The sequence below is a fragment of the Streptomyces asoensis genome, from assembly GCF_013085465.1.
Classification (GTDB): Bacteria; Actinomycetota; Actinomycetes; order Streptomycetales; family Streptomycetaceae; genus Streptomyces; species Streptomyces cacaoi_A.
In genome coordinates this window covers 6,537,356-6,556,702 of the sequence record NZ_CP049838.1, presented here as the reverse complement: position 1 = coordinate 6,556,702, position 19,347 = coordinate 6,537,356, and the positions used below count along the sequence as shown (strand labels likewise).

20 protein-coding genes are annotated in these 19,347 nt (G+C 71.0%); 12 read left to right on the top strand and 8 right to left on the bottom strand.

The window, feature by feature from the left end; genetic code table 11:
- Window positions 1–188 precede the first annotated feature (188 nt).
- Window positions 189–1,166, bottom strand: coding sequence for an alpha/beta fold hydrolase (locus G9272_RS29480; RefSeq protein ID WP_171399332.1), 978 nt, complete (start codon window positions 1,164–1,166; stop codon window positions 189–191).
- 241 nt (window positions 1,167–1,407) lie between these two features.
- On the opposite strand from G9272_RS29480, the gene G9272_RS29475 reads away from it, so the two are divergent.
- From G9272_RS29475 to G9272_RS29460, 4 genes are all read left to right on the top strand, one after another.
- Window positions 1,408–1,626 carry a hypothetical protein gene (locus G9272_RS29475; protein ID WP_171399331.1) on the top strand — a complete coding sequence of 73 codons (219 nt, stop codon included), beginning with the start codon at window positions 1,408–1,410 and terminating at the stop codon, window positions 1,624–1,626.
- Window positions 1,627–1,806: 180 nt separating this feature from the next.
- Window positions 1,807–2,448 carry a TetR/AcrR family transcriptional regulator gene (locus G9272_RS29470; RefSeq protein WP_020130830.1) on the top strand — a complete coding sequence of 214 codons (642 nt, stop codon included), beginning with the start codon at window positions 1,807–1,809 and terminating at the stop codon, window positions 2,446–2,448.
- 146 nt (window positions 2,449–2,594) lie between these two features.
- Complete coding sequence (locus G9272_RS29465) at window positions 2,595–2,822, top strand: DUF3107 domain-containing protein (RefSeq protein ID WP_020130831.1); 228 nt, start codon at window positions 2,595–2,597, stop codon at window positions 2,820–2,822.
- Between the two features lie 225 nt (window positions 2,823–3,047).
- Window positions 3,048–3,317: a hypothetical protein gene (locus G9272_RS29460; protein ID WP_171399330.1), complete on the top strand. Its 270-nt coding sequence runs from the start codon at window positions 3,048–3,050 to the stop codon at window positions 3,315–3,317.
- Between the two features lie 31 nt (window positions 3,318–3,348).
- Here G9272_RS29460 and G9272_RS29455 read toward each other — a convergent pair whose 3' ends face one another.
- Complete coding sequence (locus G9272_RS29455; RefSeq protein ID WP_171399329.1) at window positions 3,349–4,086, bottom strand: ferritin-like fold-containing protein; 738 nt, start codon at window positions 4,084–4,086, stop codon at window positions 3,349–3,351.
- A 501-nt stretch (window positions 4,087–4,587) separates the two neighbouring features.
- Between G9272_RS29455 and G9272_RS29450 the strand changes: the two genes are divergently transcribed.
- Complete coding sequence (locus G9272_RS29450; RefSeq protein WP_171399328.1) at window positions 4,588–7,404, top strand: DEAD/DEAH box helicase; 2,817 nt, start codon at window positions 4,588–4,590, stop codon at window positions 7,402–7,404.
- A gap of 123 nt (window positions 7,405–7,527) precedes the next feature.
- Window positions 7,528–8,409, top strand: a complete 882-nt coding sequence (locus G9272_RS29445; RefSeq protein ID WP_171399327.1) for an alpha/beta fold hydrolase — start codon at window positions 7,528–7,530, stop codon at window positions 8,407–8,409.
- 22 nt (window positions 8,410–8,431) lie between these two features.
- Here G9272_RS29445 and G9272_RS29440 read toward each other — a convergent pair whose 3' ends face one another.
- Window positions 8,432–9,328, bottom strand: coding sequence for an NYN domain-containing protein (locus G9272_RS29440; protein ID WP_171402227.1), 897 nt, complete (start codon window positions 9,326–9,328; stop codon window positions 8,432–8,434).
- Between the two features lie 196 nt (window positions 9,329–9,524).
- On the opposite strand from G9272_RS29440, the gene G9272_RS29435 reads away from it, so the two are divergent.
- On the top strand, window positions 9,525–9,677 hold the full coding sequence (locus tag G9272_RS29435; RefSeq protein ID WP_171399326.1) for a hypothetical protein: 153 nt from the start codon (window positions 9,525–9,527) through the stop codon (window positions 9,675–9,677).
- Window positions 9,678–9,770: 93 nt separating this feature from the next.
- On the opposite strand, the gene G9272_RS29430 is transcribed toward G9272_RS29435, so the two are convergent.
- The 3 genes from G9272_RS29430 to G9272_RS29420 form a co-directional block, all read right to left on the bottom strand.
- Complete coding sequence (locus G9272_RS29430) at window positions 9,771–10,376, bottom strand: MarC family protein (RefSeq protein ID WP_020127905.1); 606 nt, start codon at window positions 10,374–10,376, stop codon at window positions 9,771–9,773.
- Window positions 10,377–10,430: 54 nt separating this feature from the next.
- Window positions 10,431–11,288, bottom strand: coding sequence for a PHP domain-containing protein (locus G9272_RS29425; RefSeq protein WP_171399325.1), 858 nt, complete (start codon window positions 11,286–11,288; stop codon window positions 10,431–10,433).
- Window positions 11,289–11,572: 284 nt separating this feature from the next.
- The gene (locus G9272_RS29420) at window positions 11,573–12,214 is read right to left on the bottom strand and encodes a DUF6758 family protein (RefSeq protein ID WP_171399324.1); all 642 of its coding nucleotides are present in this window, start codon (window positions 12,212–12,214) and stop codon (window positions 11,573–11,575) included.
- 171 nt (window positions 12,215–12,385) lie between these two features.
- On the opposite strand from G9272_RS29420, the gene G9272_RS29415 reads away from it, so the two are divergent.
- Window positions 12,386–13,609, top strand: coding sequence for an MFS transporter (locus G9272_RS29415; RefSeq protein WP_171399323.1), 1,224 nt, complete (start codon window positions 12,386–12,388; stop codon window positions 13,607–13,609).
- Between the two features lie 61 nt (window positions 13,610–13,670).
- Here G9272_RS29415 and G9272_RS29410 read toward each other — a convergent pair whose 3' ends face one another.
- On the bottom strand, window positions 13,671–14,255 hold the full coding sequence (locus G9272_RS29410) for a suppressor of fused domain protein (protein ID WP_171399322.1): 585 nt from the start codon (window positions 14,253–14,255) through the stop codon (window positions 13,671–13,673).
- Window positions 14,256–14,746: 491 nt separating this feature from the next.
- On the opposite strand from G9272_RS29410, the gene G9272_RS29405 reads away from it, so the two are divergent.
- The gene (locus G9272_RS29405) at window positions 14,747–15,877 is read left to right on the top strand and encodes a magnesium and cobalt transport protein CorA (RefSeq protein ID WP_171399321.1); all 1,131 of its coding nucleotides are present in this window, start codon (window positions 14,747–14,749) and stop codon (window positions 15,875–15,877) included.
- A gap of 33 nt (window positions 15,878–15,910) precedes the next feature.
- On the top strand, window positions 15,911–16,429 hold the full coding sequence (locus G9272_RS29400; protein ID WP_171399320.1) for a hypothetical protein: 519 nt from the start codon (window positions 15,911–15,913) through the stop codon (window positions 16,427–16,429).
- Window positions 16,430–16,480: 51 nt separating this feature from the next.
- Here the strand turns inward: G9272_RS29400 and G9272_RS29395 are convergent, their stop codons facing one another.
- Entirely contained in the window at window positions 16,481–17,233 is a 753-nt protein-coding gene (locus G9272_RS29395; RefSeq protein ID WP_171399319.1) for a hypothetical protein, read from the bottom strand.
- A gap of 193 nt (window positions 17,234–17,426) precedes the next feature.
- Between G9272_RS29395 and G9272_RS29390 the strand changes: the two genes are divergently transcribed.
- The gene (locus G9272_RS29390) at window positions 17,427–18,722 is read left to right on the top strand and encodes a magnesium transporter MgtE N-terminal domain-containing protein (RefSeq protein ID WP_171399318.1); all 1,296 of its coding nucleotides are present in this window, start codon (window positions 17,427–17,429) and stop codon (window positions 18,720–18,722) included.
- Window positions 18,712–19,308: a DUF1003 domain-containing protein gene (locus G9272_RS29385; protein WP_171399317.1), complete on the top strand. Its 597-nt coding sequence runs from the start codon at window positions 18,712–18,714 to the stop codon at window positions 19,306–19,308. Before G9272_RS29390 ends, G9272_RS29385 begins: the two co-directional genes overlap by 11 nt.
- The last annotated feature ends 39 nt before the right edge of the window (window positions 19,309–19,347 follow it).

Genomic DNA, 19,347 nt, shown 5'->3' with positions numbered 1-19,347 from the left:
ACGGAAAACGGGGCACTCCGTGCGAGGGGGTTCCGTCGTACCCCGGGGGCGGCACCTGGACGCGGGCGCCGCGCGGGTCCCCCTGGGGAGGCGGCTCCGCGGAAGCCCTCTGCGACGCGCCCTTGGAGCCGCCTTTGGCGGCACTCTTGGGCGCGGGTCCACGCCGGCTGTGGCGTCCCACGTAGGTCTCAGCCTCCCGAGGTCTCGGTCGCGGTGGCGGTGTCGGCGAGCAGCTCCCGGAACGCCGTCGCCACCGTCTCGGGATACTCCATCATCGCCACGTGACCGGCGTCGGGCAGCGTGAGCAGGCGGGAGTCGCGGAAGGTGCGGGCTGCCCGCTGCGCCATGCGGAAACCGACGAGCTGGTCGCGACCACCGTAGACCAGGAGGGTCGGGGCGAGGACGCGCTCGGCCTGGCGCCACAGCCCGTGTTGACCGCCCAGCGTGTACGCGCTGAGCAGGCCGCGCGTGGAACGCGTCAGCGCGTCCCAGAAGTACGGCAGCTGAAGGCGCCGCTCCAGCTCCTCCACCGCATGGCGGAACGCGTCCGGGCTGACCCGCCCGGGATCGCCGTAACAGAGCGCCGTGACGCCGCGGACGCGCTGCTCGGCGGTCCACTCCCGGGTGAATCTGGTGAAGAGCGCGGCCACGCCGGGCAGCCCGACCAGTCCCGTGGGCACCGCCGTCCGCTGCACCCGCAGCTCGGGCAGCGCGGGTGACACCAGCGTCAGCGTCCGCACGAGGTCGGGCCGGACCGCGGCGACGCGCGTGGACACCGCGCCGCCGAGCGAGTTGCCGAAGAGGTGCACGGGTCCGCGGTCGACGGCGTCGAGATAGCGGATGACGGCACGCGCGTGTGCCGTGATGGAGTAGTTGCCGTCGTCCGGCGGCGGGGAGTCGCCGAAGCCCGGCAGATCCACGGCCTCGCTCGCCACCACCCCGTCGAGCAGCGCCATCAGCGCGGACCAGTTCTGCGAGGAACCGCCCAGGCCGTGCACGTACAGCGCGGGCTCGAGCCCCTCGCGCGCGGGCGGCCTGGAGCGGACCGTGAGCGTGACGCCCGGCAGCCCGACCGACCGGAGCCGCTCACCCTCGGCCACCCGGACCGCGATCGCCTTCGGCAGCACACTGGTGGGCGGCACGGAGGGCAGCTCGGTCGAAGACATGCGGGCAATGTTACGAGACGATCACGCACGCTTTTGTGTGTTCGCCGTCACACGCGCGGGTCGCACGCGCGCGTGCGGGCCACCACCCCGGCGCCGCGCCGGAGCCATACCCACGCGAATCGGGGGCACTCCGCACAGCGATCGCATGGCGTCCGAAACGGGTGTCTCCTAGGCTCGTACCGAGGGCACCCGCTTGTGGCCCCTGCAACTCGCAGGGACGTTCGTAGGAAGGGAGCCCACCATGGCTGTTGACCCCACCGACCCGGAGACGTTCGAAGAGGACGACGACTTCGGGGAGATCGACGTCGAGGCGCCGGAGAACGACGCCGCCGAGCAGTACAAGGACGTCACCCCGGAGCGCGACGACTCCCTGGAGGACGTGGATCCCACCCGGGCCAACGAAGCCGACCTCGTCGAACAGGCCCGCGTCGTCTCCCTCGACGAGGACGACTATCGCTGACATGCGCCGAGCTGGAGCGGGGCGGAGTATGCCCGTAACATCCCGGTCCAAACCTGTTTACACCGCTTTTGTCGCCGTCCAGTCCGTGAAATTCTGCACGCGCACCGCGCACACCACGGTTACCGAAAAGTACGATGGCGGCGCGGCGCTCACCGCATGAGGACCACTTTGGGAGGCGGCGTGACAGCCATCGAGCAGACAGAGGCGGCGCGCCCGCGAGGCACCCGCCTGCCGCGCCGTGCCCGACGGAACCAGCTGCTGGGCGCTGCCCAGGAAGTCTTCGTGGCGCAGGGCTACCACTCCGCCGCCATGGACGACATCGCCGAGCGGGCGGGCGTCAGCAAGCCGGTGCTCTACCAGCACTTCCCCGGCAAGCTCGACCTCTACCTGGCCCTGCTGGACCAGCACTGCGAGTCGCTCATCCAGGCCGTGCGCGGCGCGCTCGCCTCGACGACCGACAACAAGCAGCGGGTCCGGGCCACGATGGACGCGTACTTCGCGTACGTCGAGGACGACGGCGGCGCCTTCCGCCTGGTCTTCGAGTCGGACCTGACGAACGAGCCCGCGGTGCGCGAGCGCGTCGACAAGGTGACCACCGAGTGCGCCGAGGCGATCTGCGAGGTCATCGCGGAGGACACCGGCCTCTCGCGCGCGGAGTCGATGCTGCTCGCCTCGGGTCTGGGCGGCCTCGCCCAGGTCGTGGCGCGGTCCTGGCTGCACAGCGACCGCAGCGTGCCGCGCGACCAGGCGGTGCAGCTGCTGGCCTCGCTGGCCTGGCGGGGCATCGCCGGTTTCCCGCTGCACGGCACCGATCAGCACTGACCGCGGGGACGCCCGGCCGTTTGTTCCCGCCCGCTGTTCGCTCCTGGCGTGGACGGCCGCGCCGTGAACGTCCCCTCACCGGGCTAATGTGTGCTGCGTACGGCGCGGACGCCCGCGCACCTCATGACCGTCGGAGGGACATAGCCGTGGAGGTCAAGATCGGCGTGCTGCACGCACCCCGCGAGATCGTTCTGGAGAGCGGTCAGACTCCCGAGGAAGTCGAGCGCGTGGTGGCCGAGGCCCTGGCCGGAAAGTCGCAGCTGCTCAGCCTCGTGGACCAGCACGGCCGCAAGGTCCTGGTTCCGGCCGACCGCCTGGCCTACGTCGAGCTGGGCGAGCCCGCCCCGCGCAAGGTGGGCTTCGGCGCTCTGTAGGCGAAGCAACGGAAGTGGGGCCCGGCGACCATCTGGTCGCCGGGCCCCACTTCCGTTGCGCCGTCGGACGTTCTCACCGCCGGATTCCCGGCCGGTTTTCGCTGTCAGCGTCTTCTCCACAGATGGAGCACAACCCGACCACAGAGGAGGATTGCATTCCGCAGGTCACGGGTATGACGGGCTACGACCTTGATGCACAGCCCCAACCGTCCGGGAGGGACCCACATGATCTTGGAAGCGCTCGGCTCGGCAGTGCTCGGTCTCGTGCTCGCCTGGGCGGCGATCCACCGCTTCTCGCACCGTCTGCCCCTGCGCACCCTCGTCTTCGCGACCGGCGTCGCCGGAGCCCTGTTCGGTGACTTCGTCACCCACAGCGCGCTGGGCCCCGGCACCGCCCTGGCGAGTCTCCTCGGCGCGGCGATCGTCTCCGCCGCCTCGCTCTCCCTGCTGCTGCGCCCGGCCGGCCGACTCCGCCGGCGGTCGGCCCCGGCCTGAGCCCGGTGCCGACCGGCAACGGCCGGCGGGACTAGGCCGCCAGACCCAGAGCCGCCATCCGCTTGGTGTGCGCCTCGGTGATCCGGGAGAACATCCGGCCGACCTCGGCGAGGTCGAAGCCGTCCGCGACACCGCCCACGAGCATCGTCGACAGCGCGTCGCGGTCCGCGACCACCCGCTGGGACTGCGACAGGGCCTCACCCATCAGCCGCCGCGCCCACAGCGCGAGCCGTCCGCCCACGCGCGGGTCGGCGTCGATCGCGCCACGCACCCGGTCCACGGCGAAGCCGGCGTGGCCGGTGTCGTCGAGCACGGCCAGCACCAGGGCGCGGCTGTCGGTGTCCAGGCGCACCGCGACCTCGCGGTAGAAGTCACTGGCGATCGAGTCGCCGACGTACGCCTTGACGAGGCCCTCCAGCCAGTCCGACGGGGCGGTCTGGCGGTGGAAACCGTCGAGCGCGGCGACGAACGGCTCCATCGCCAGCGTCGGCTCCTCACCGATCTCGGTGAGCCGGTTGCGCAGCCGCTCGAAGTGGTGGAACTCGGCCGACGCCATCTTCGCCAACTCCGCCTTGTCCTCCAGCGTGGGCGCCAGCTTGGCGTCCTCCGCGAGCCGCTCGAACGCCGCCAGCTCGCCGTACGCCAGCGCACCCAGCAGATCCACGACCGCGGCCCGGTACTGCGGGTCGGCCGAGGCCGTCGCCCAGTCCTGGGCGGCGATACCGGTGGCGGTGTTCTCAGGCTTGTCAGAGGTCGTCATGAAGCGCACAATAGCCCGCTCGTCGCACGGGGGAAGTCCCTGGTCAATCAGTGTGACAACGAAGACGTACGGGACCACCTCCGGCACTGTGACAACCACAACGTGACCGAATCGGCCATCGCGTGTGCGCGATTCCGGGGTATGGTGGTAATGCGCCTGCCGAATATTCGACGGGCCGCACGTATGAGGATGCCCGGTCGGTGGCCCGATCGGCTCCGACCCGACAGCCCTCCTCGCCCGTACGGCACTGTGCGTACGGAAACCCGGAGGGGACCCCCTCAGCGGTACGAGCGCTAGAGCGTCGGCAGAGGTCCCGTGTCCTGACGGCTGGCCCGTGAGGCAGTCGACGTCCCCCGGCACGGTCCTGACACGACCCCCGCGCTCGCCTCGCACCGCGCACACAGAAGAGGCAGCACCCTGACTACCACGTTCCGAGAGCTCGGCATTCTTTCCGAGACCGCTGAGGCCCTTGAGGCCGTCGGCATCATCAGTCCCTTCCCGATCCAGGAGATGACGCTCCCGGTGGCCCTCACGGGCACGGACGTCATCGGCCAGGCCAAGACCGGCACCGGCAAGACGCTCGGCTTCGGACTCCCGCTCCTCGAGCGCGTGACCGTCCCCGCCGACGTCGAGGCCGGCCGCGCCCGGCCCGAGGACCTCACCGACGCCCCGCAGGCGCTCATCGTCGTCCCCACGCGTGAGCTGTGCACGCAGGTCACCAACGACCTGCTGACCGCGGGCAAGGTGCGCAACGTACGCGTCCTCGCCATCTACGGCGGCCGGGCCTACGAGCCCCAGGTCGAGGCCCTCAAGAAGGGCGTCGACGTGGTCGTCGGCACCCCGGGCCGACTGCTGGACCTCGCGGGCCAGAAGAAGCTCGACCTCAAGCACATCAAGTCGCTCGTCCTCGACGAGGCCGACGAGATGCTCGACCTGGGCTTCCTGCCCGACGTCGAGAAGATCATCAACATGCTTCCGGCGAAGCGCCAGACCATGCTGTTCTCGGCGACCATGCCGGGCGCGGTCATCGGCCTCGCCCGCCGCTACATGTCGCAGCCCACGCACATCAACGCCACGTCGCCGGACGACGCGGGCAGGACCGTGGCGAACACCAAGCAGCACGTGTACCGCGCGCACAACATGGACAAGCCCGAGATGGTGGCGCGCATCCTCCAGGCCGAGGGCCGCGGCCTGGTCATGGTGTTCTGCCGTACCAAGCGCACCGCCGCCGACCTGGCCGACCAGCTCCAGCAGCGCGGTTTCGCTTCCGGCGCGGTCCACGGCGACCTCGGCCAGGGCGCCCGTGAGCAGGCGCTGCGCGCCTTCCGCAACGGCAAGGTCGACGTCCTCGTCTGCACCGACGTGGCCGCCCGCGGCATCGACGTCGAAGGCGTCACGCACGTCATCAACTACCAGTCCCCCGAAGACGAGAAGACGTACCTGCACCGCATCGGCCGTACCGGCCGCGCGGGCGCCAAGGGCATCGCGGTCACGCTGGTCGACTGGGACGACATCCCGCGCTGGCAGCTCATCAACAAGGCGCTGGAGCTCGAGTTCAGCGACCCGCCGGAGACGTACTCCACCTCTCCGCACTTCTTCGAGGAACTCGGTATCCCCGCGGGCACCAAGGGTGTTCTGCCGCGCTCGGAGCGCACCCGCGCCGGGCTCGACGCGGAGGAGCTCGAGGACCTCGGCGAGCCGGGCGGCCGCGGAGCGCGCGGTCGCAACGACCGCGGTGGCCGTGGTGACCGCGGTGGCCGTGGTGACCGCGGTGACCGCGGTGACCGCGGTGACCGAGGCGGTCGCGGTGAGCGCGGCGGCCGGAGCGAGTCCCGTTCCGGCGAGCGGACCGGAGAGCAGGTCGAAGAGCGCGAGCGTTCGGCCCGTACGCCCCGTCGCCGTCGTCGTACGCGCAACGGCTCCCCGCTCGACGCGACGCCCGCCGGGACCACGGCGGCCGAGCAGGCCCCCGTGGCCGAGCCGACGCCCGTGACGGAGGAGACCGCCGGCCCGCGTACCCCGCGCCGTCGGCGCCGCACCCGCAACGGGCCCGCGCAGGAGGCCGCCGTCGTGACGGCCGTGCCGGCCGGCGCGGCAGCTGTCGAACCCGTCGCCGAGGCCGCGGAAGCGGCCGTGGCGACCGCGGAGGGCACCGCCCAGCAGACCGCTCCGGAGACCGTGGCCGCGCCGCGCCGCCGCCGTACCCGCAAGACCGCAGAGACCGTGCAGACCGTGCAGACCGAGGCGACCGCACCGGCCACGGTGACGGAGGCGCCGGCCGCCGAGGCCGCCGTCGACACGGCGGAGGCGACGGAGACCAAGCCGCGCCGCCGCACCCGCAAGGCGACGGCTCCGGCCGAAGCCGTGGTCGAGACCGTCGTGGCCCCGGAGGCCGCCGCGGTCACCGAGACCGTGGTCAAGCCGCGTCGCACCCGCAAGACGGCAGCCGCGGCCCCGGCCGAAGCCGCCGTCGACACGGCCGAAGCGACCGAGGCCAAGCCCCGCCGCACCACCCGCAAGGCCACCGCGCCCGAGACGACGGCCACCACGGCCGACATCCCGGCCCAGGCCACCCAGGAAGCGGAAGCCACCAAGCCGCGCCGCACCCGCAAGACCGCCGCCACAGCCACCGCCCCGGCCCAGGCCGAGGCCGAGACCGCGGTCGACACGGCGGAGGGCACGGAGGCCAAGCCGCGCCGCCGCGCCACGCGCAAGGCGACGGTCCCGGCCGAAGCCGCCACGGACCCGGCCGAGGCCACCGAGGCCAAGCCGCGCCGCACGCGCAAGACGGCTGCCACGGCCCCCGCGGCCCCGGCGACCGTCGAGGCCCCCGCGGCCGTCGAGCCCGAGGCCAAGCCGCGTCGCACCCGTAAGGCAGCGGCTCCGGCCGAGGTCGCGGTCGACACGGCCGAGGCCACGGAGGCCAAGCCGCGCCGCACCCGCAAGACCGCCGCGGCCACGGCTTCGGAGCCGATCGCGGAGGCCGCCGCGGCCGCCGCGGCTGCGGTCAAGCCGCGTCGCACCCGCAAGACGGCAGCCGCGGCCCCGGCCGAAGCCGCCGTCGACACGGCCGAAGCGACCGAGGCCAAGCCCCGCCGCCGCACCACCCGCAAGGCCACCGCGCCCGAGACGACGGCCACCACGGCCGACATCCCGGCCCAGGCCACCCAGGAAGCGGAAGCCACCAAGCCGCGCCGCACCCGCAAGACCGCCGCCACCGCCCCGGCCCAGGCCGAGGCCGAGACCGCGGTCGACCCGGCGGAGGCGAAGCCGAGGGTGCGTCGCACCCGCAAGGCGACGACAGCCGCGGAGCCCGCGGACGGCTGATCGACCGACATGGCATGACGGCCCGACGGCCCGGTCCCTCCTCGGCGAGGGGCCGGGCCGTCGGCGTTCCCGGGAGAGGTACCACCGACGGCGCGCGGTGGCCCCTCCCGGTAGCCTCGGGGCGTGACCAGGCCCAGCACCAGCAGCCCCTTCCCGCCGCCCTCCGGCGCGCTTTCGTATCCGCTGCGGACCGAGCGCGGTGAGTTCGCCGTCGTCGACGCGCCCGTGCCCGCCGGTGTCGAGCAGCGGGGTGTCGCGCTGCTGATGCCCGGCTTCACCGGGAGCAAGGAGGACTTCCACCGGATGCACGAGCCGCTCGCGGCCCGCGGCTACCGGACCATCGCCGTGGACGGGCGGGGGCAGAACGAGTCCGACGGGCCGGCCGTCGACGAATCCGCTTACGCGCGCGAGGAGTTGGCGCAGGATGTGCTGGCGCAGGCGGCGGCCCTCGACGCCCCTGCGCACCTGGTGGGACACTCCCTCGGCGGTCAGATCGCCCGTGCCGCCGTGCTTCTCGACCACTCCCCCTTCGCGTCGTTCACCCTCGTCGCCTCGGGCCCGGCCGAGATCTCGGACTCCCAGAAGCAGCGCGTGAAGCTGCTGCACGACGCGCTCGCGGTGATGACGATGCCGGAGGTGTGGGAGGCGATCCTGGCGATGGGTCCACCGGAGGAGGTCGGCGGTCCGGCCAGCGGCTACGGCGAGCGGGAGCTGTTGCGGCGGCGCTGGCTGAACCACAAGCCCGCTCAACTCCTGGTGACCGGGCGCCAGTTGTGCGTGGAGCCGAACCGGGTCGGTGAACTCGCCGCCGTTCCGCTGCCGTTCCATGTCCTGTCGGGTGCGCGGGACGACACCTGGCCGGTGCCTCTCCTCGACGAGATGGCCAGGGAGCTGGGGGCGCACCGGACGGTCGTGCCGGGCGCCGAGCACTCGCCGAACCAGGACCAGCCGCTGCCGACGGCGCACGCGCTCGCCGACTTCTGGGACCGTCACCCCGCACTTTAGGTCCTGTCCGGCCGGTGCTGCCCTAGTACTGCGTCTGCACGTGCTCCCAGAAGCCGTCCCGCAGGGCGCGTCTCAGGTCGGCCTGGCCGCGCAGGGAGTACTGGAGGATGCCTTCAGCCTCCACGAGAAGGTCCTGGTCGACGGAGCCGGGGAGGTAGGGGTGGCCCGGCAGCAGCTCGGCCAGCGACTCCCTGCCCCGCGCCGCCAGCCACTTCGCCGCCACCTGCGCGCCGACGAAGCGGACGGCCTCACGGGTGGGCCGGTTCGCGCCGGGGCCCTCGTAGGCCGGGGCGATGCGCCGTGAGACGTACGGCTTGAAGAAGTCGAGGTCGAGGGTGCGCTGACTGTCGACCTCCCAGAGCAGCGGCTCGGCCTGGTTGCGGCCTTCCGGCGCCTCGATGCCCCAGAGGTGCACCCGGGCGCCGTACCCCTGCGCGGCCTCCACCGCCGAGACCAGGTCCTCGTCGCCGCCCAGCAGCGCCGCGTCGCTGATGGCCCGGTGCCGGGCCAGGGACTCAAGGTCGGTCCGGATCAGCGAATCGACGCCCTTCTGCTGGTTGTTGGCGTTCAGGTTGCCCAACCGCACCTTCACGTCCGGCAGTTCGGCGATGGACTGCTGCTCGGAGGTGTGGATGCGACGCCGGGCGCCGTCGTACCAGTAGACGCGCAGCAGCCGGCTGTCCGCGAAGATCGAGCGGGCGCGGTCGATGAGCGCCTCGATCAGGCCCTCGGCGTCGAGGTCGAAGGCCCGGCGGTCCTCGGTCCCGGCCACCAGGCGCCCCGCGGCCGCGTACAGATACCCCGCGTCGACGAAGATCGCGTGGGTCGAGGGTGTCTTGGCCACCTCGGCGAGCATGCGTGTCAGCAGCTCGTTCGTGCGGTCGATACGGGCGGCGAGGGCCGGGAGGTCGTCGTTCATCGCCTCCATTGTTCCGGTGGTCACGCTGCGAACACAACCGGTCCCGTTCAGTCTCCGCAAACCCTCTTACTCGTCAGTAATTAGTCGTTCGAAAAATTTCTTTAGCGTAGGGAATGTTTGTAACACGCATCCCGTTGACTCCCTGTGTAACCAAGTAGTTCTCCTCAGGAGGATGACCAGACGAAGGGAGAAGCCAATGCGCTTCGAAATCATGCGACTCGACGACGTCGACGGCACGCCCGTGGACTGCACCGTCGTAGACGCCGCCTCCGTCAATCGGATCGTTCAGCAGGCCGCCGCCATCGGGCAGCGACTGTGGATCCGTCCGGCCGACACCTCGGCCTCGTAACGCGGGTCCCCCTACAGTTTCAGAGCCCCCTACGGCGATGCCGTAGGGGGCTCTGCGCGTACCGGGGGCTCTGCGCGTACCGCGGAGTGCCGGTCAGCCGGCCCGGATCACCTGCGTGATCCCGTTGATGATCTGCTGCACGGCGATCGCGGAGAGCATCATGCCCGCGAGCCGTGTCACCAGGACCACGCCGCCGTCCTTGATGACCCGGATGATCAGCAGCGAGTAGCGCATCACCAGCCACAGCACGACATGGATGGCGAGGATGGCCACCCAGACCGACACCTGCATCGCGGCGCTGTCGGCCTTCTGCACGGCGAGGATGACGGACACGATCGCACCGGGACCGGCCAGCAGCGGCATACCCAGCGGGACGAGCGCGACGTTGACGTCCTTGGTCTGCTTCGGCTCGTCGGTCTTACCGGTGAGCAGGTCGAGCGCGATCAGCAGGAGCAGCAGCCCGCCCGCGATCATCAGCGCGGGGACGGAGACATGCAGATAGTCGAGGATCTGGTGCCCGAGGAGCCCGAAGACGGTGATCACACCACCGGCCACACAGACCGCCTGGAAGGCCATCCGCTTCTGCACCTTGCCGGGGCGTCCGGCGGTCAGCGCGAGGAAGATCGGGGTGATCCCGGGGGGATCCATGATGACAAAAAGGGTGAGGAAGAGGGAGCCGAAGACGGCGACGTCGAACATCAGAACAGAAGCCTTGCGGGAAAGGGGGTGGACCGGGGCGCGCGGAGGTGAGCCTCAGGCCCCGCCGGTGCCCGGCACCGGGAACGCCCCGGTGGCGCGCCGGGTGATCTCCCCGTACACCTCGGGGTCGGTCGTGTATTCGCCGAGCACGCAGGTCTTGCGGCTGCCGTGATAGTCCGACGAGCCGGTGACCAGCAGCCCCAGATCGGCGGCGAGCCCGCGCAGCCGCGCACGCGTGTCCGCGTCGTGGTCCATGTGGTCGACCTCGATGCCGTCGAGACCGGCGGCCGCCAGCTCGGCGATCACGGACTCCGGCACCGTACGACCGCGCTTGCCGGCACTCGGGTGCGCGAAGACGGTGACCCCGCCCGCGCCCTTGACCAGCCGGATCGCCTCGAAGGGATCGGTCTCGTGCTTCTCGACGTGAGCCCGGCCGCCGTCGGCCAGCCAGTGCCCGGTGAAGGCGTCGTTCACGGTCGGCACGACGCCGAGCTCCACGAGGGCGGTGGCGACATGCGGCCGCCCGACCGACCCCTCTCCCGCGATCCGCGCGACCTGCTCCCAGGTGACGGGGACGCCCAGCTCGTTGAGCCTGGCGACCATCGACCGCGCCCGCGGCACCCGGTCGTCGCGCACCAGCTCACGCTCGGCGAGCAGGGCGGGCTCCTCGGGGTCGAACAGATAGGCCAGCATGTGCATGCTGATGCCGTCGATACGGCAGGACAGCTCGGCGCCGGTCACCAGCGTGAGCCCCCGCGGCAGCGCGGCGACGGCCTCTGCGTACCCCCGGGTGGTGTCGTGATCGGTCAGCGCGACGACGTCCAGACCGGCGGCACCCGCGTTGCGGACCAGCTCGGCCGGGGTGTCCGTACCGTCGGAGGCCGTGGAGTGGCAGTGCAGATCGATGCGCACGACGCGGGCTCCAGGCGGTGACGGGACGGAAGGGGACGCTTCAGCATAGCCGGTAATCAGACCACCCCTGTCACACCCAAAAGCACCGAGCACCCCCTACACAGGCGGCACCGAAACCTCCAGGGGCACGGAAACACCGGGACGCGCCGGTCGCCATAGGCGCTCAGGGGCGCGGGGAACTGCGCGACCAGCCACGACGGCGCGGCAGACAACCAGGACCGGAAGCGCAACGCACCCCACCCCAGCCCAGCCCACAGCCCGGCCCAGCCCGGCCCCGTGGAACGCTAAGGCTTGAGCAGGCGCGGCGACAGCGCCCCGCACGGCACCAGTTCCAGCTCGGCCCCCGCGTCCCGCAGATCCGTGAGCACCAGCTCGTCGTACATCAGCAGCCCGGACTGCTCGGGCCACACCACCGCCCACAGCCACAGCCCGCACGCCTCCCCCGCGAAGACGGCCCGGTCGTCCGGGGTGGCGGAGACATGCCAGAGCGGGGTCGGACGGCCGGCGGCCAGGACCTTGGCCTGCGGGGGTTTCTCGACGCTCATGTACGGGCCCGGGTCCGGCCCGTCGACACCGGCGTAACGCGCACCGAGTCCGACGCCCAGCTCCTCGGCGACCAGGATCAGCTCACCCATACCGCCGAGCGGGCCCGGCCCGGAGCAGGCCACCGCGGTGGCACGGCCCCCGCTGCGGTCGTCCCCCGCGTACGTCACGCCCGTGAAGAGCCAGCCGACCGGCAGCGGCCACGGCATCCACACCGGCACCTGCGTACGGTGCACGACGACACTGAGCGCCTCGACGCTGGGCGGGATCACGGGCTGAAGCGGATGCACCGTCCCGTGCACATCGCACTGCCAGGAATCGGCGAAGAGTCCGGGAGCCCTGACCCGGCCACCACACTTCGGGCAACTGGGTTCGCCCCTCATAGAGCCCCACGGTCCTACCCGAGCACGCCCACGTCAAGGACGATCACCCGTCCGGACGGAAGTGACCGCCTCCGTGACCGCCCCCGAAGACTTACATGTAACTTGCATTAATTAGGCGATCTAACTTACTGTGTGTATATACCAACTACCTTCCGAGGGGTGAGAGGAACCATGGACCCATTCGATGCGGGAGCCGGAAGCATCCTGCGGCAGCCGAAGGCGGTGTGGGCGACGGCCGGCGCGTCCGTCGTCGCCTTCATGGGCATCGGCCTCGTCGACCCGATCCTGCCGTCCATCGCCCAGGGGCTGGACGCCACGGCCGGCCAGGTCTCCCTGCTCTTCACCTCGTACTTCCTGATCACCGCGTTCGCGATGCTGGTCACCGGCTTCGTCTCCAGCCGGATCGGCGGCCGCAGGACGCTGCTGGTCGGCCTCGCCCTCGTCGTCGTCTTCGCGGCTCTCGCGGGCACCTCGGGCTCGGTCGGCGAACTCGTCGGCTTCCGGGCCGGCTGGGGGCTCGGCAACGCGCTGTTCGTGTCGACCGCCCTCGCGGTGATCGTCGGCGCGGCGGCCGGCGGCAGCGCGGCCGCCATCCTGCTGTACGAGTCCGCCCTCGGCCTCGGCATGGCCTGCGGACCGCTGCTCGGCGCGCTGCTCGGCGACGCCAGCTGGCGCTACCCCTTCTTCGGCACCGCGTTCCTGATGGCGATCGGCTTCCTGTGCATCACGGTGTTCCTGAAGGACCAGCCGAAGCCGGCCCGGAAGATCTCCGTCCTGGACCCGATCAAGGCCCTCGGGCACGGCGGTCTCGCCTCCGCCGCCGCCTCGGCGTTCTTCTACAACTACACGTTCTTCACCGTGCTGGCCTTCACCCCGTTCGTGCTGAACATGACCCCCTACAAGTCGGGGGCGGTGTTCTTCGCCTGGGGCGTGCTGCTCGCCGTCTTCTCGGTCCTCGTGGCGCCGCGACTCCAGGAGCGGTTCGGCTCGCTGAAGGTGCTCGGCGGCTCGCTGGTACTGCTCGCCGTCGACGTGTTCGTCCTCGGGTACGGCGACCACACCACGGCGATCGTCTGCACGATCCTGTCGGGCGCGTTCATCGGCGTGAACAACACCGTCTACACCGAGTTGGCGCTCGGCGTCTCGGACGCCCCGCGCCCGGTGGCGAGCGCCGGCTACAACTTCGTGCGGTGGTTCGCGGCCGCGGCCGCGCCCTACTTCGCGCCGAAGATCGAGGAGTGGACCGACATCCATGTCCCGTTCGTCGTCGCGGCGGTCACCGCGCTGCTCGGCGCGGTCGTGGTCGTCGTCCGACGCAAGGCGCTCACCCACGAAGCCGAGGAACTGGAACCGCAGCACGCGACGGAGGACGGGGTCACGGTCTTCGCCGACTGAGCCGCTCGGGCGTCAACTGACGATCGACGCCCGAGCGTTGGTGACATCGGTCACCCGGGCCTCAATCAAGCGGGACGGACTTCCGGGACGGATCCCGGAGGTCCGTCCCGCTCGTCAGCCAGCGCTCCTGGAGCGCCTGGGCGCCGTGCACGCGCTTCCAGGCCGCCTCGTTGGGGGTCATGGGGAGCAGGGGCAGGAAGCGGACCGGATCGAGAGGCTCGTCAAGGTCGAGATCCTCGACCAGACCGCCCGGCTCGGCGACCAGGACCGAGGTGAACGGGGCGCCGGGCCACAGGGGTTCACCCACGTCGAGGGAGCTGCCGGGGGCCACGACCACGCCCTCGACCTGCGGGGACGCGGCGAGCACGGCCAGCGGGCGGAGCACCTTGTCGGTGTCGGACGCGCCGGGCCGTACGGACAGCACCAGCTCGGCACGCGGCCCCTCGACCGGGTCGGCGAGCATCGCCGTCGGGTCGCTCATCGGCTGCGCGGACATGCCGAGCGTGGCGTAGCGGACGACGTCGCCCTCGTGGAAACGCAGCACCTCGAGGCGGTCCGTACCGAGGAAGGTGACCGCGGCGCGGGCGTCCGGCTCGCCCAACGCGCTGCGCAAACGAGCCTCGACCAGAGGAAGAACATCAACCATGCGGCGAGCATAGAACTCGTCGGTGCTGGGCAAAGCAGCACCTTGACACTTCAGTCGACTGCTATTCTGGCCCGGTGGTTCGGGGCAGCACGCAGAAGCGTCGCGATCTTGCCCCGACGCAGACGAGACTCCCTTACGAGGGACCGGCTGGAGGAGGTGGGGCTGTCATGGATCGAAGTCACCCGTGCAGTACCACTCGCTCTTCCTGCCGCTGACGCAGCTGCTCCGGCTTCTTGGCCCCCGGCTGGTCGCCACCTCTCGCGCTCATCTTCATGCGGAAGAGCACTTCGTTTCCTTTTTCACCTGATCTGCTCGATCTGTCTGATCTGCCAGATCTCTCCGGTCTGATTCAGTAGCGAAGCTCGCCACCGCGACGGAGCGGTGCTCCCCGCTTTGTGGACGTGCCAAACCTCCGCACTCAGGACGTCCTCATTCCGGGCAGTTCCACCCGTCGTGGCGGTCTTTCTTTGCTAGTCGCGAAGGAGCCTGCCATGTCGATGATCCGCGACCTCCGTGCCGTTGTCCGCCCGGCCCGTCCCTCTCTGCGCAAGGGGGGCGGGCGTATGGACACCGGCGCCTACGACACCACCCGCGACCCCGCGACGCCGTCGGCCGTCGTCGACTGCGCGGTCTACCGCGACGGCTCACGTGTCGCCTACCCGCAGCCCCCGACCCCGCAGGAGGCCATGCGCCAGGTGCGGCGCGACGGAGGCTTCGTGTGGATCGGGCTGCACGAGCCGACCGAGGCCGAATTCGCCGGTATCGCGAGCGAGTTCGGGCTGCACCCGCTGGCCGTGGAGGACGCCGTACAGGCACACCAGCGGCCCAAGCTGGAGCGCTACGACGACTCCCTCTTCACGGTCTTCAAGACCATCCACTACATCGAGCACGACCGGCTCACGGCCAACAGCGAGGTCGTCGAGACCGGTGAGGTCATGTGCTTCACCGGCAAGGACTTCTTCATCACCGTCCGGCACGGCGGCCAGGGCTCGCTGCGCGCACTGCGCCACCGCCTCCAGGACGACCCCGAGCTGCTCGCCAAGGGCCCCTCGGCGGTGCTGCACGCCATCGCCGACCACGTCGTCGACGGCTACATCGCGGTCGCGGACGCCGTCCAGGACGACATCGACGAGGTCGAGACGGAGGTGTTCTCGCCGGGACGCAAGGGCACCCCGCGCGGCACGGACGCCGGCCGGATCTATCAACTCAAGCGTGAGGTACTGGAGTTCAAGCGCGCGGTGTCGCCGCTGCTGCGGCCGATGCAGCTGCTGAGCGAGCGGCCGATGCGGCTGGTCGACCCCGACATCCAGAAGTACTTCCGGGACGTCGCCGACCACCTCGCCCGGGTCCAGGAGCAGGTCATCGGCTTCGACGAACTGCTCAACTCGATCCTCCAGGCCAACCTCGCGCAGGCGTCCGTCGCACAGAACGAGGACATGCGGAAGATCACGTCCTGGGCCGCCATCATCGCCGTACCGACGATGGTGTGCGGGGTGTACGGAATGAACTTCGACTACATGCCGGAACTACACTCGAAGTTCGGCTATCCCGTGGTCATGTCGGCCATGGTGGCGCTCTGTATCGGCATCCACCGCACGCTGAAGCGCAACGGCTGGCTGTGAGGGTCCCGGCACCGGCTGACTAGGGTGAGACCCATGACAAGAGAGCTGCTGCTCGACCAGGCCCTCGTCGAGGAGGCCACCAAGAAGTCCGGCCTCGTCTGGGTCCAGGGCGCCGGTGAACCGGCCGCGCGTGCGCTGTGGCACGTGTGGCACGAGGGCGCGGTCTGTCTGGTCGGCGACGGGCCCGGGGAGCAGCCACTGGCCGGGCTGACCGAGGGCGGTTCGGCCGAGGTCACCGTCCGCAGCAAGGACAAGGGCGGTCGGCTGGTCTCCTGGACGGCGAAGGTCGTCTCGCTCGCGCCCGGCTCGCAGGCGTGGCAGGCGGCCGTCGCCGAGCTCAAGGGCAAGCGGCTGAACGCGCCCGACGGCGAGGCGATGACCGAGCGCTGGGCGCGCGAGTGCCGGGTGCTCCGCCTGGAGCCGACGGGGGCCACGCTGCCCCTGCCCGACGGGGATCTGGCGGCACGGCCCGTGCCCTCGCCCGCCACCACGCGAGAGCCGGCGCCGGCCGGGCTGCCGAAGCTGCTGCTGCGGAAGCGCAGACGCGCGTAGCCGGTACCGCGAACCCCCGGTACCGCGAACCCCGCTACCGCGAGCGGCGGCTCACGAGGTCGGGAGCTGCTTCCCGTAGTCCACCGTCTCGTCCTTCGCCGGTTCCTCCAGGGCGAAGTCCTTGCCCCAGGAGGAGAAACTCAGCGTTCCGGCTCCTCCGGCGCGCTCCAGGCGCAGCGGGTAGGGCTTGCCCTCCAGCGACACGTCCAGCTTGCCGCCGGAGCCGCCGTCGCCGGTGATGCGGATCGTCCGGACGCCGGACTGCTCGTGGTGGCCGTCGGTGGCCAGCGAGCCGTGCAGTGTCAGCAGACCGTCGAGGAGGAGGTCCTTGTCCGTGAAGCCGCTGAACTTCTTGTACGAGGGGTCGCCCGTCGGCACCTTCACGTACTTGCCGTCGAGTTTGTCGGCGGCCGCCGTGTCCGAACCGTCCTCGCCGGACTTGCCGTCCTCCTTGTTCCAGAACGCCGCGTCGGCTTTCAGGTACAGCTGCTCGCCGACCCGCAGCAGGTGGAAGGTGGCGCCCTCCGCGGTGACCGACCCGGTGCCGCCGTCCGCCTTCAGGCTCATGTCCAGCTTGTACGTGTGCCCGCTGGTGACCACGCTCCCGGACAGCCGCACCGCGTCCACGGCGCCGGCCGCCGCCTTCGTCTTCGCCTGGATCTGCGCGGCGGGCAGCTTGCCCACCCCGTTCGTGCCCGCGTCCGGATCCTCGCTGCATCCCGTCAGTCCCATGCCCACGACCAGTGCGCACATCGCGCTCACCAGCGAGGCGCGGCGAGTTCGGCCCTGGGGAATCGCAGTCACAGAGAAGGCCGCCTTTCTGCGGGGGTGTGCTGAGCGGCGTACGGCAGCGTACCGGGGTCGCGGAGCGCGAGCGGAGCCAGTCCGTCCGGACCGCCCACCAGGGCGGATCCGATCGGGACGGGCTAGCCTGAAGCCCGCACGAGCGGGCAATTGGGAAAAGAACATCACCGGCAACAGAAGAAGGAGGTGCGGTATGGCGGCGGGCGCCCCGCGGATCTTCGTGTCGCACCTCTCCGGCGTTCCGGTCTTCGACCCGAGCGGCGACCAGGTGGGACGGGTACGCGATCTGGTCGTCGTGCTGCGGGTACGGCGGCGGCCGCCGAGGGTGCTCGGGCTGGTCGTCGAACTGTCCACCCGGCGCCGCATCTTCCTGCCCATGACCCGGGTGACCGGCATCGAGTCCGGCCAGGTCATCACCACCGGCGTGCTCAACGTCCGCCGCTTCGAGCAGCGGCCCACCGAGCGCCTCGTCTTCGGGGAGCTGCTCGACCGCCGCGTCACGCTCGGCGAGACCGGCGAGGAGGTCACCGTCCTCGACGTGTCGGTGCACCACCTGCCGGCCCGCCGGGACTGGGAGCTCGACCGGGTCTTCGTGCGCAAGGGGAAGAGGGCGAGCGCCTTCCGGCGGGCGAAGGGCGAGACGCTGACCGTGGAGTGGTCGGCGGTCACCGGGTTCTCGCTGGAGGAGCACGGACAGGGCGCGGAGAGCCTCCTCGCCACCTTCGAGCAGCTGCGCCCCGCCGACCTCGCCAACGTCCTGCACCATCTGTCGCCGAAGCGGCGCGCCGAGGTCGCCGCCGCGCTCGACGACGACCGTCTCGCCGACGTCCTCGAAGAGCTCCCGGAGGACGACCAGATCGAGATCCTCGGCAAGCTGAAGGAGGAGCGCGCGGCGGACGTCCTGGAGGCCATGGACCCCGACGACGCGGCCGACCTGCTCTCCGAACTCCCGGAGCAGGACCAGGAGCGGCTGCTGAGCCTGATGCAGCCCGACGACGCGGCCGACATGCGGCGCCTGTTGTCGTACGAGGAGCACACCGCGGGCGGGCTGATGACCACCGAGCCGATCATCCTGCGCCCCGACGCCACCGTCGCCGACGCCCTCGCGCGGGTGCGCAACCGCGACCTCTCCCCCGCCCTCGCCGCGCAGGTCTACGTCTGCCGCCCGCCCGACGAGACCCCGACCGGCAAGTACCTCGGCACGGTCCACTTCCAGCGGCTGCTGCGCGACCCCCCGTACACGCTGGTCAGTTCGATGCTCGACGACGATCTCCAGGCCCTGGCACCGGACGCGGCGCTGCCGGTCGTCGCCGGGTTCTTCGCGACGTACGACATGGTCGCGGCGCCCGTCGTCGACGAGGCGGGCTCGCTGCTGGGCGCGGTGACCGTGGACGACGTCCTGGACCACATGCTGCCGGAGGACTGGCGGGAGACGGAGTTCCACCTCGACGAGGAGACGACCGAGGAGGTGGGCCCGCATGGTTCCTGACCGCGAGAGCGGGCGCGTCGAGCGCACCCCGGCGGGCGCCACCGCGACCAGCCGTCCCCGGGCCCGGCTGGACCAGCCGCGGCCGCCCCGGCACCGGATCCTGCCCGAGTGGGACCCGGAGGCCTTCGGGCGGCTGTCGGAGCGCATCGCGCGGTTCCTGGGCACCGGGCGGTTCATCGTCTGGATGACGATCGTCATCATCGTCTGGGTCCTGTGGAACATCTTCGCCCCGCGCGACCTGCGCTTCGACAACTACCCCTTCATCTTCCTGACCCTGATGCTGTCGCTCCAGGCCTCCTACGCGGCCCCGCTGATCCTGCTCGCGCAGAACCGGCAGGACGACCGTGACCGGGTCAACCTGGAGCAGGACCGCAAGCAGAACGAGCGGTCCATCGCCGACACCGAGTATCTGACCCGGGAGATCGCCGCCCTGCGGATCGGTCTCGGCGAGGTCGCCACCCGGGACTGGATCCGCTCGGAGCTCCAGGACATGGTCAAGGAACTGGAGGAACGGCGGGACGGGCATCGCGAACATGCCGTATTCCCGGCAGAACGGTCGCGGGGACGTGACGTAGAAGACCGGTGACGGGCTTACCTGCGCCCCCGCCGGTCGCCGTACCATCGT

Excerpts from the sequence above, each read along its gene's own strand:
- G9272_RS29435 (WP_171399326.1), top strand. The coding sequence starts at position 9,525 with ATGCGCTTCGAAATCATGCGACTCGACGACGTCGACGGCACGCCCGTG.
- G9272_RS29410 (WP_171399322.1), bottom strand. The coding sequence starts at position 14,255 with ATGGTTGATGTTCTTCCTCTGGTCGAGGCTCGTTTGCGCAGCGCGTTG.
- G9272_RS29405 (WP_171399321.1), top strand. The coding sequence starts at position 14,747 with ATGTCGATGATCCGCGACCTCCGTGCCGTTGTCCGCCCGGCCCGTCCC.
- G9272_RS29460 (WP_171399330.1), top strand. The coding sequence starts at position 3,048 with ATGATCTTGGAAGCGCTCGGCTCGGCAGTGCTCGGTCTCGTGCTCGCC.
- G9272_RS29475 (WP_171399331.1), top strand. The coding sequence starts at position 1,408 with ATGGCTGTTGACCCCACCGACCCGGAGACGTTCGAAGAGGACGACGAC.
- G9272_RS29430 (WP_020127905.1), bottom strand. The coding sequence starts at position 10,376 with ATGTTCGACGTCGCCGTCTTCGGCTCCCTCTTCCTCACCCTTTTTGTC.
- G9272_RS29415 (WP_171399323.1), top strand. The coding sequence starts at position 12,386 with ATGGACCCATTCGATGCGGGAGCCGGAAGCATCCTGCGGCAGCCGAAG.
- G9272_RS29420 (WP_171399324.1), bottom strand. The coding sequence starts at position 12,214 with ATGAGGGGCGAACCCAGTTGCCCGAAGTGTGGTGGCCGGGTCAGGGCT.
- G9272_RS29440 (WP_171402227.1), bottom strand. The coding sequence starts at position 9,328 with ATGAACGACGACCTCCCGGCCCTCGCCGCCCGTATCGACCGCACGAAC.
- G9272_RS29480 (WP_171399332.1), bottom strand. The coding sequence starts at position 1,166 with ATGTCTTCGACCGAGCTGCCCTCCGTGCCGCCCACCAGTGTGCTGCCG.
- G9272_RS29400 (WP_171399320.1), top strand. The coding sequence starts at position 15,911 with ATGACAAGAGAGCTGCTGCTCGACCAGGCCCTCGTCGAGGAGGCCACC.
- G9272_RS29385 (WP_171399317.1), top strand. The coding sequence starts at position 18,712 with ATGGTTCCTGACCGCGAGAGCGGGCGCGTCGAGCGCACCCCGGCGGGC.
- G9272_RS29450 (WP_171399328.1), top strand. The coding sequence starts at position 4,588 with ATGACGCTCCCGGTGGCCCTCACGGGCACGGACGTCATCGGCCAGGCC.
- G9272_RS29390 (WP_171399318.1), top strand. The coding sequence starts at position 17,427 with ATGGCGGCGGGCGCCCCGCGGATCTTCGTGTCGCACCTCTCCGGCGTT.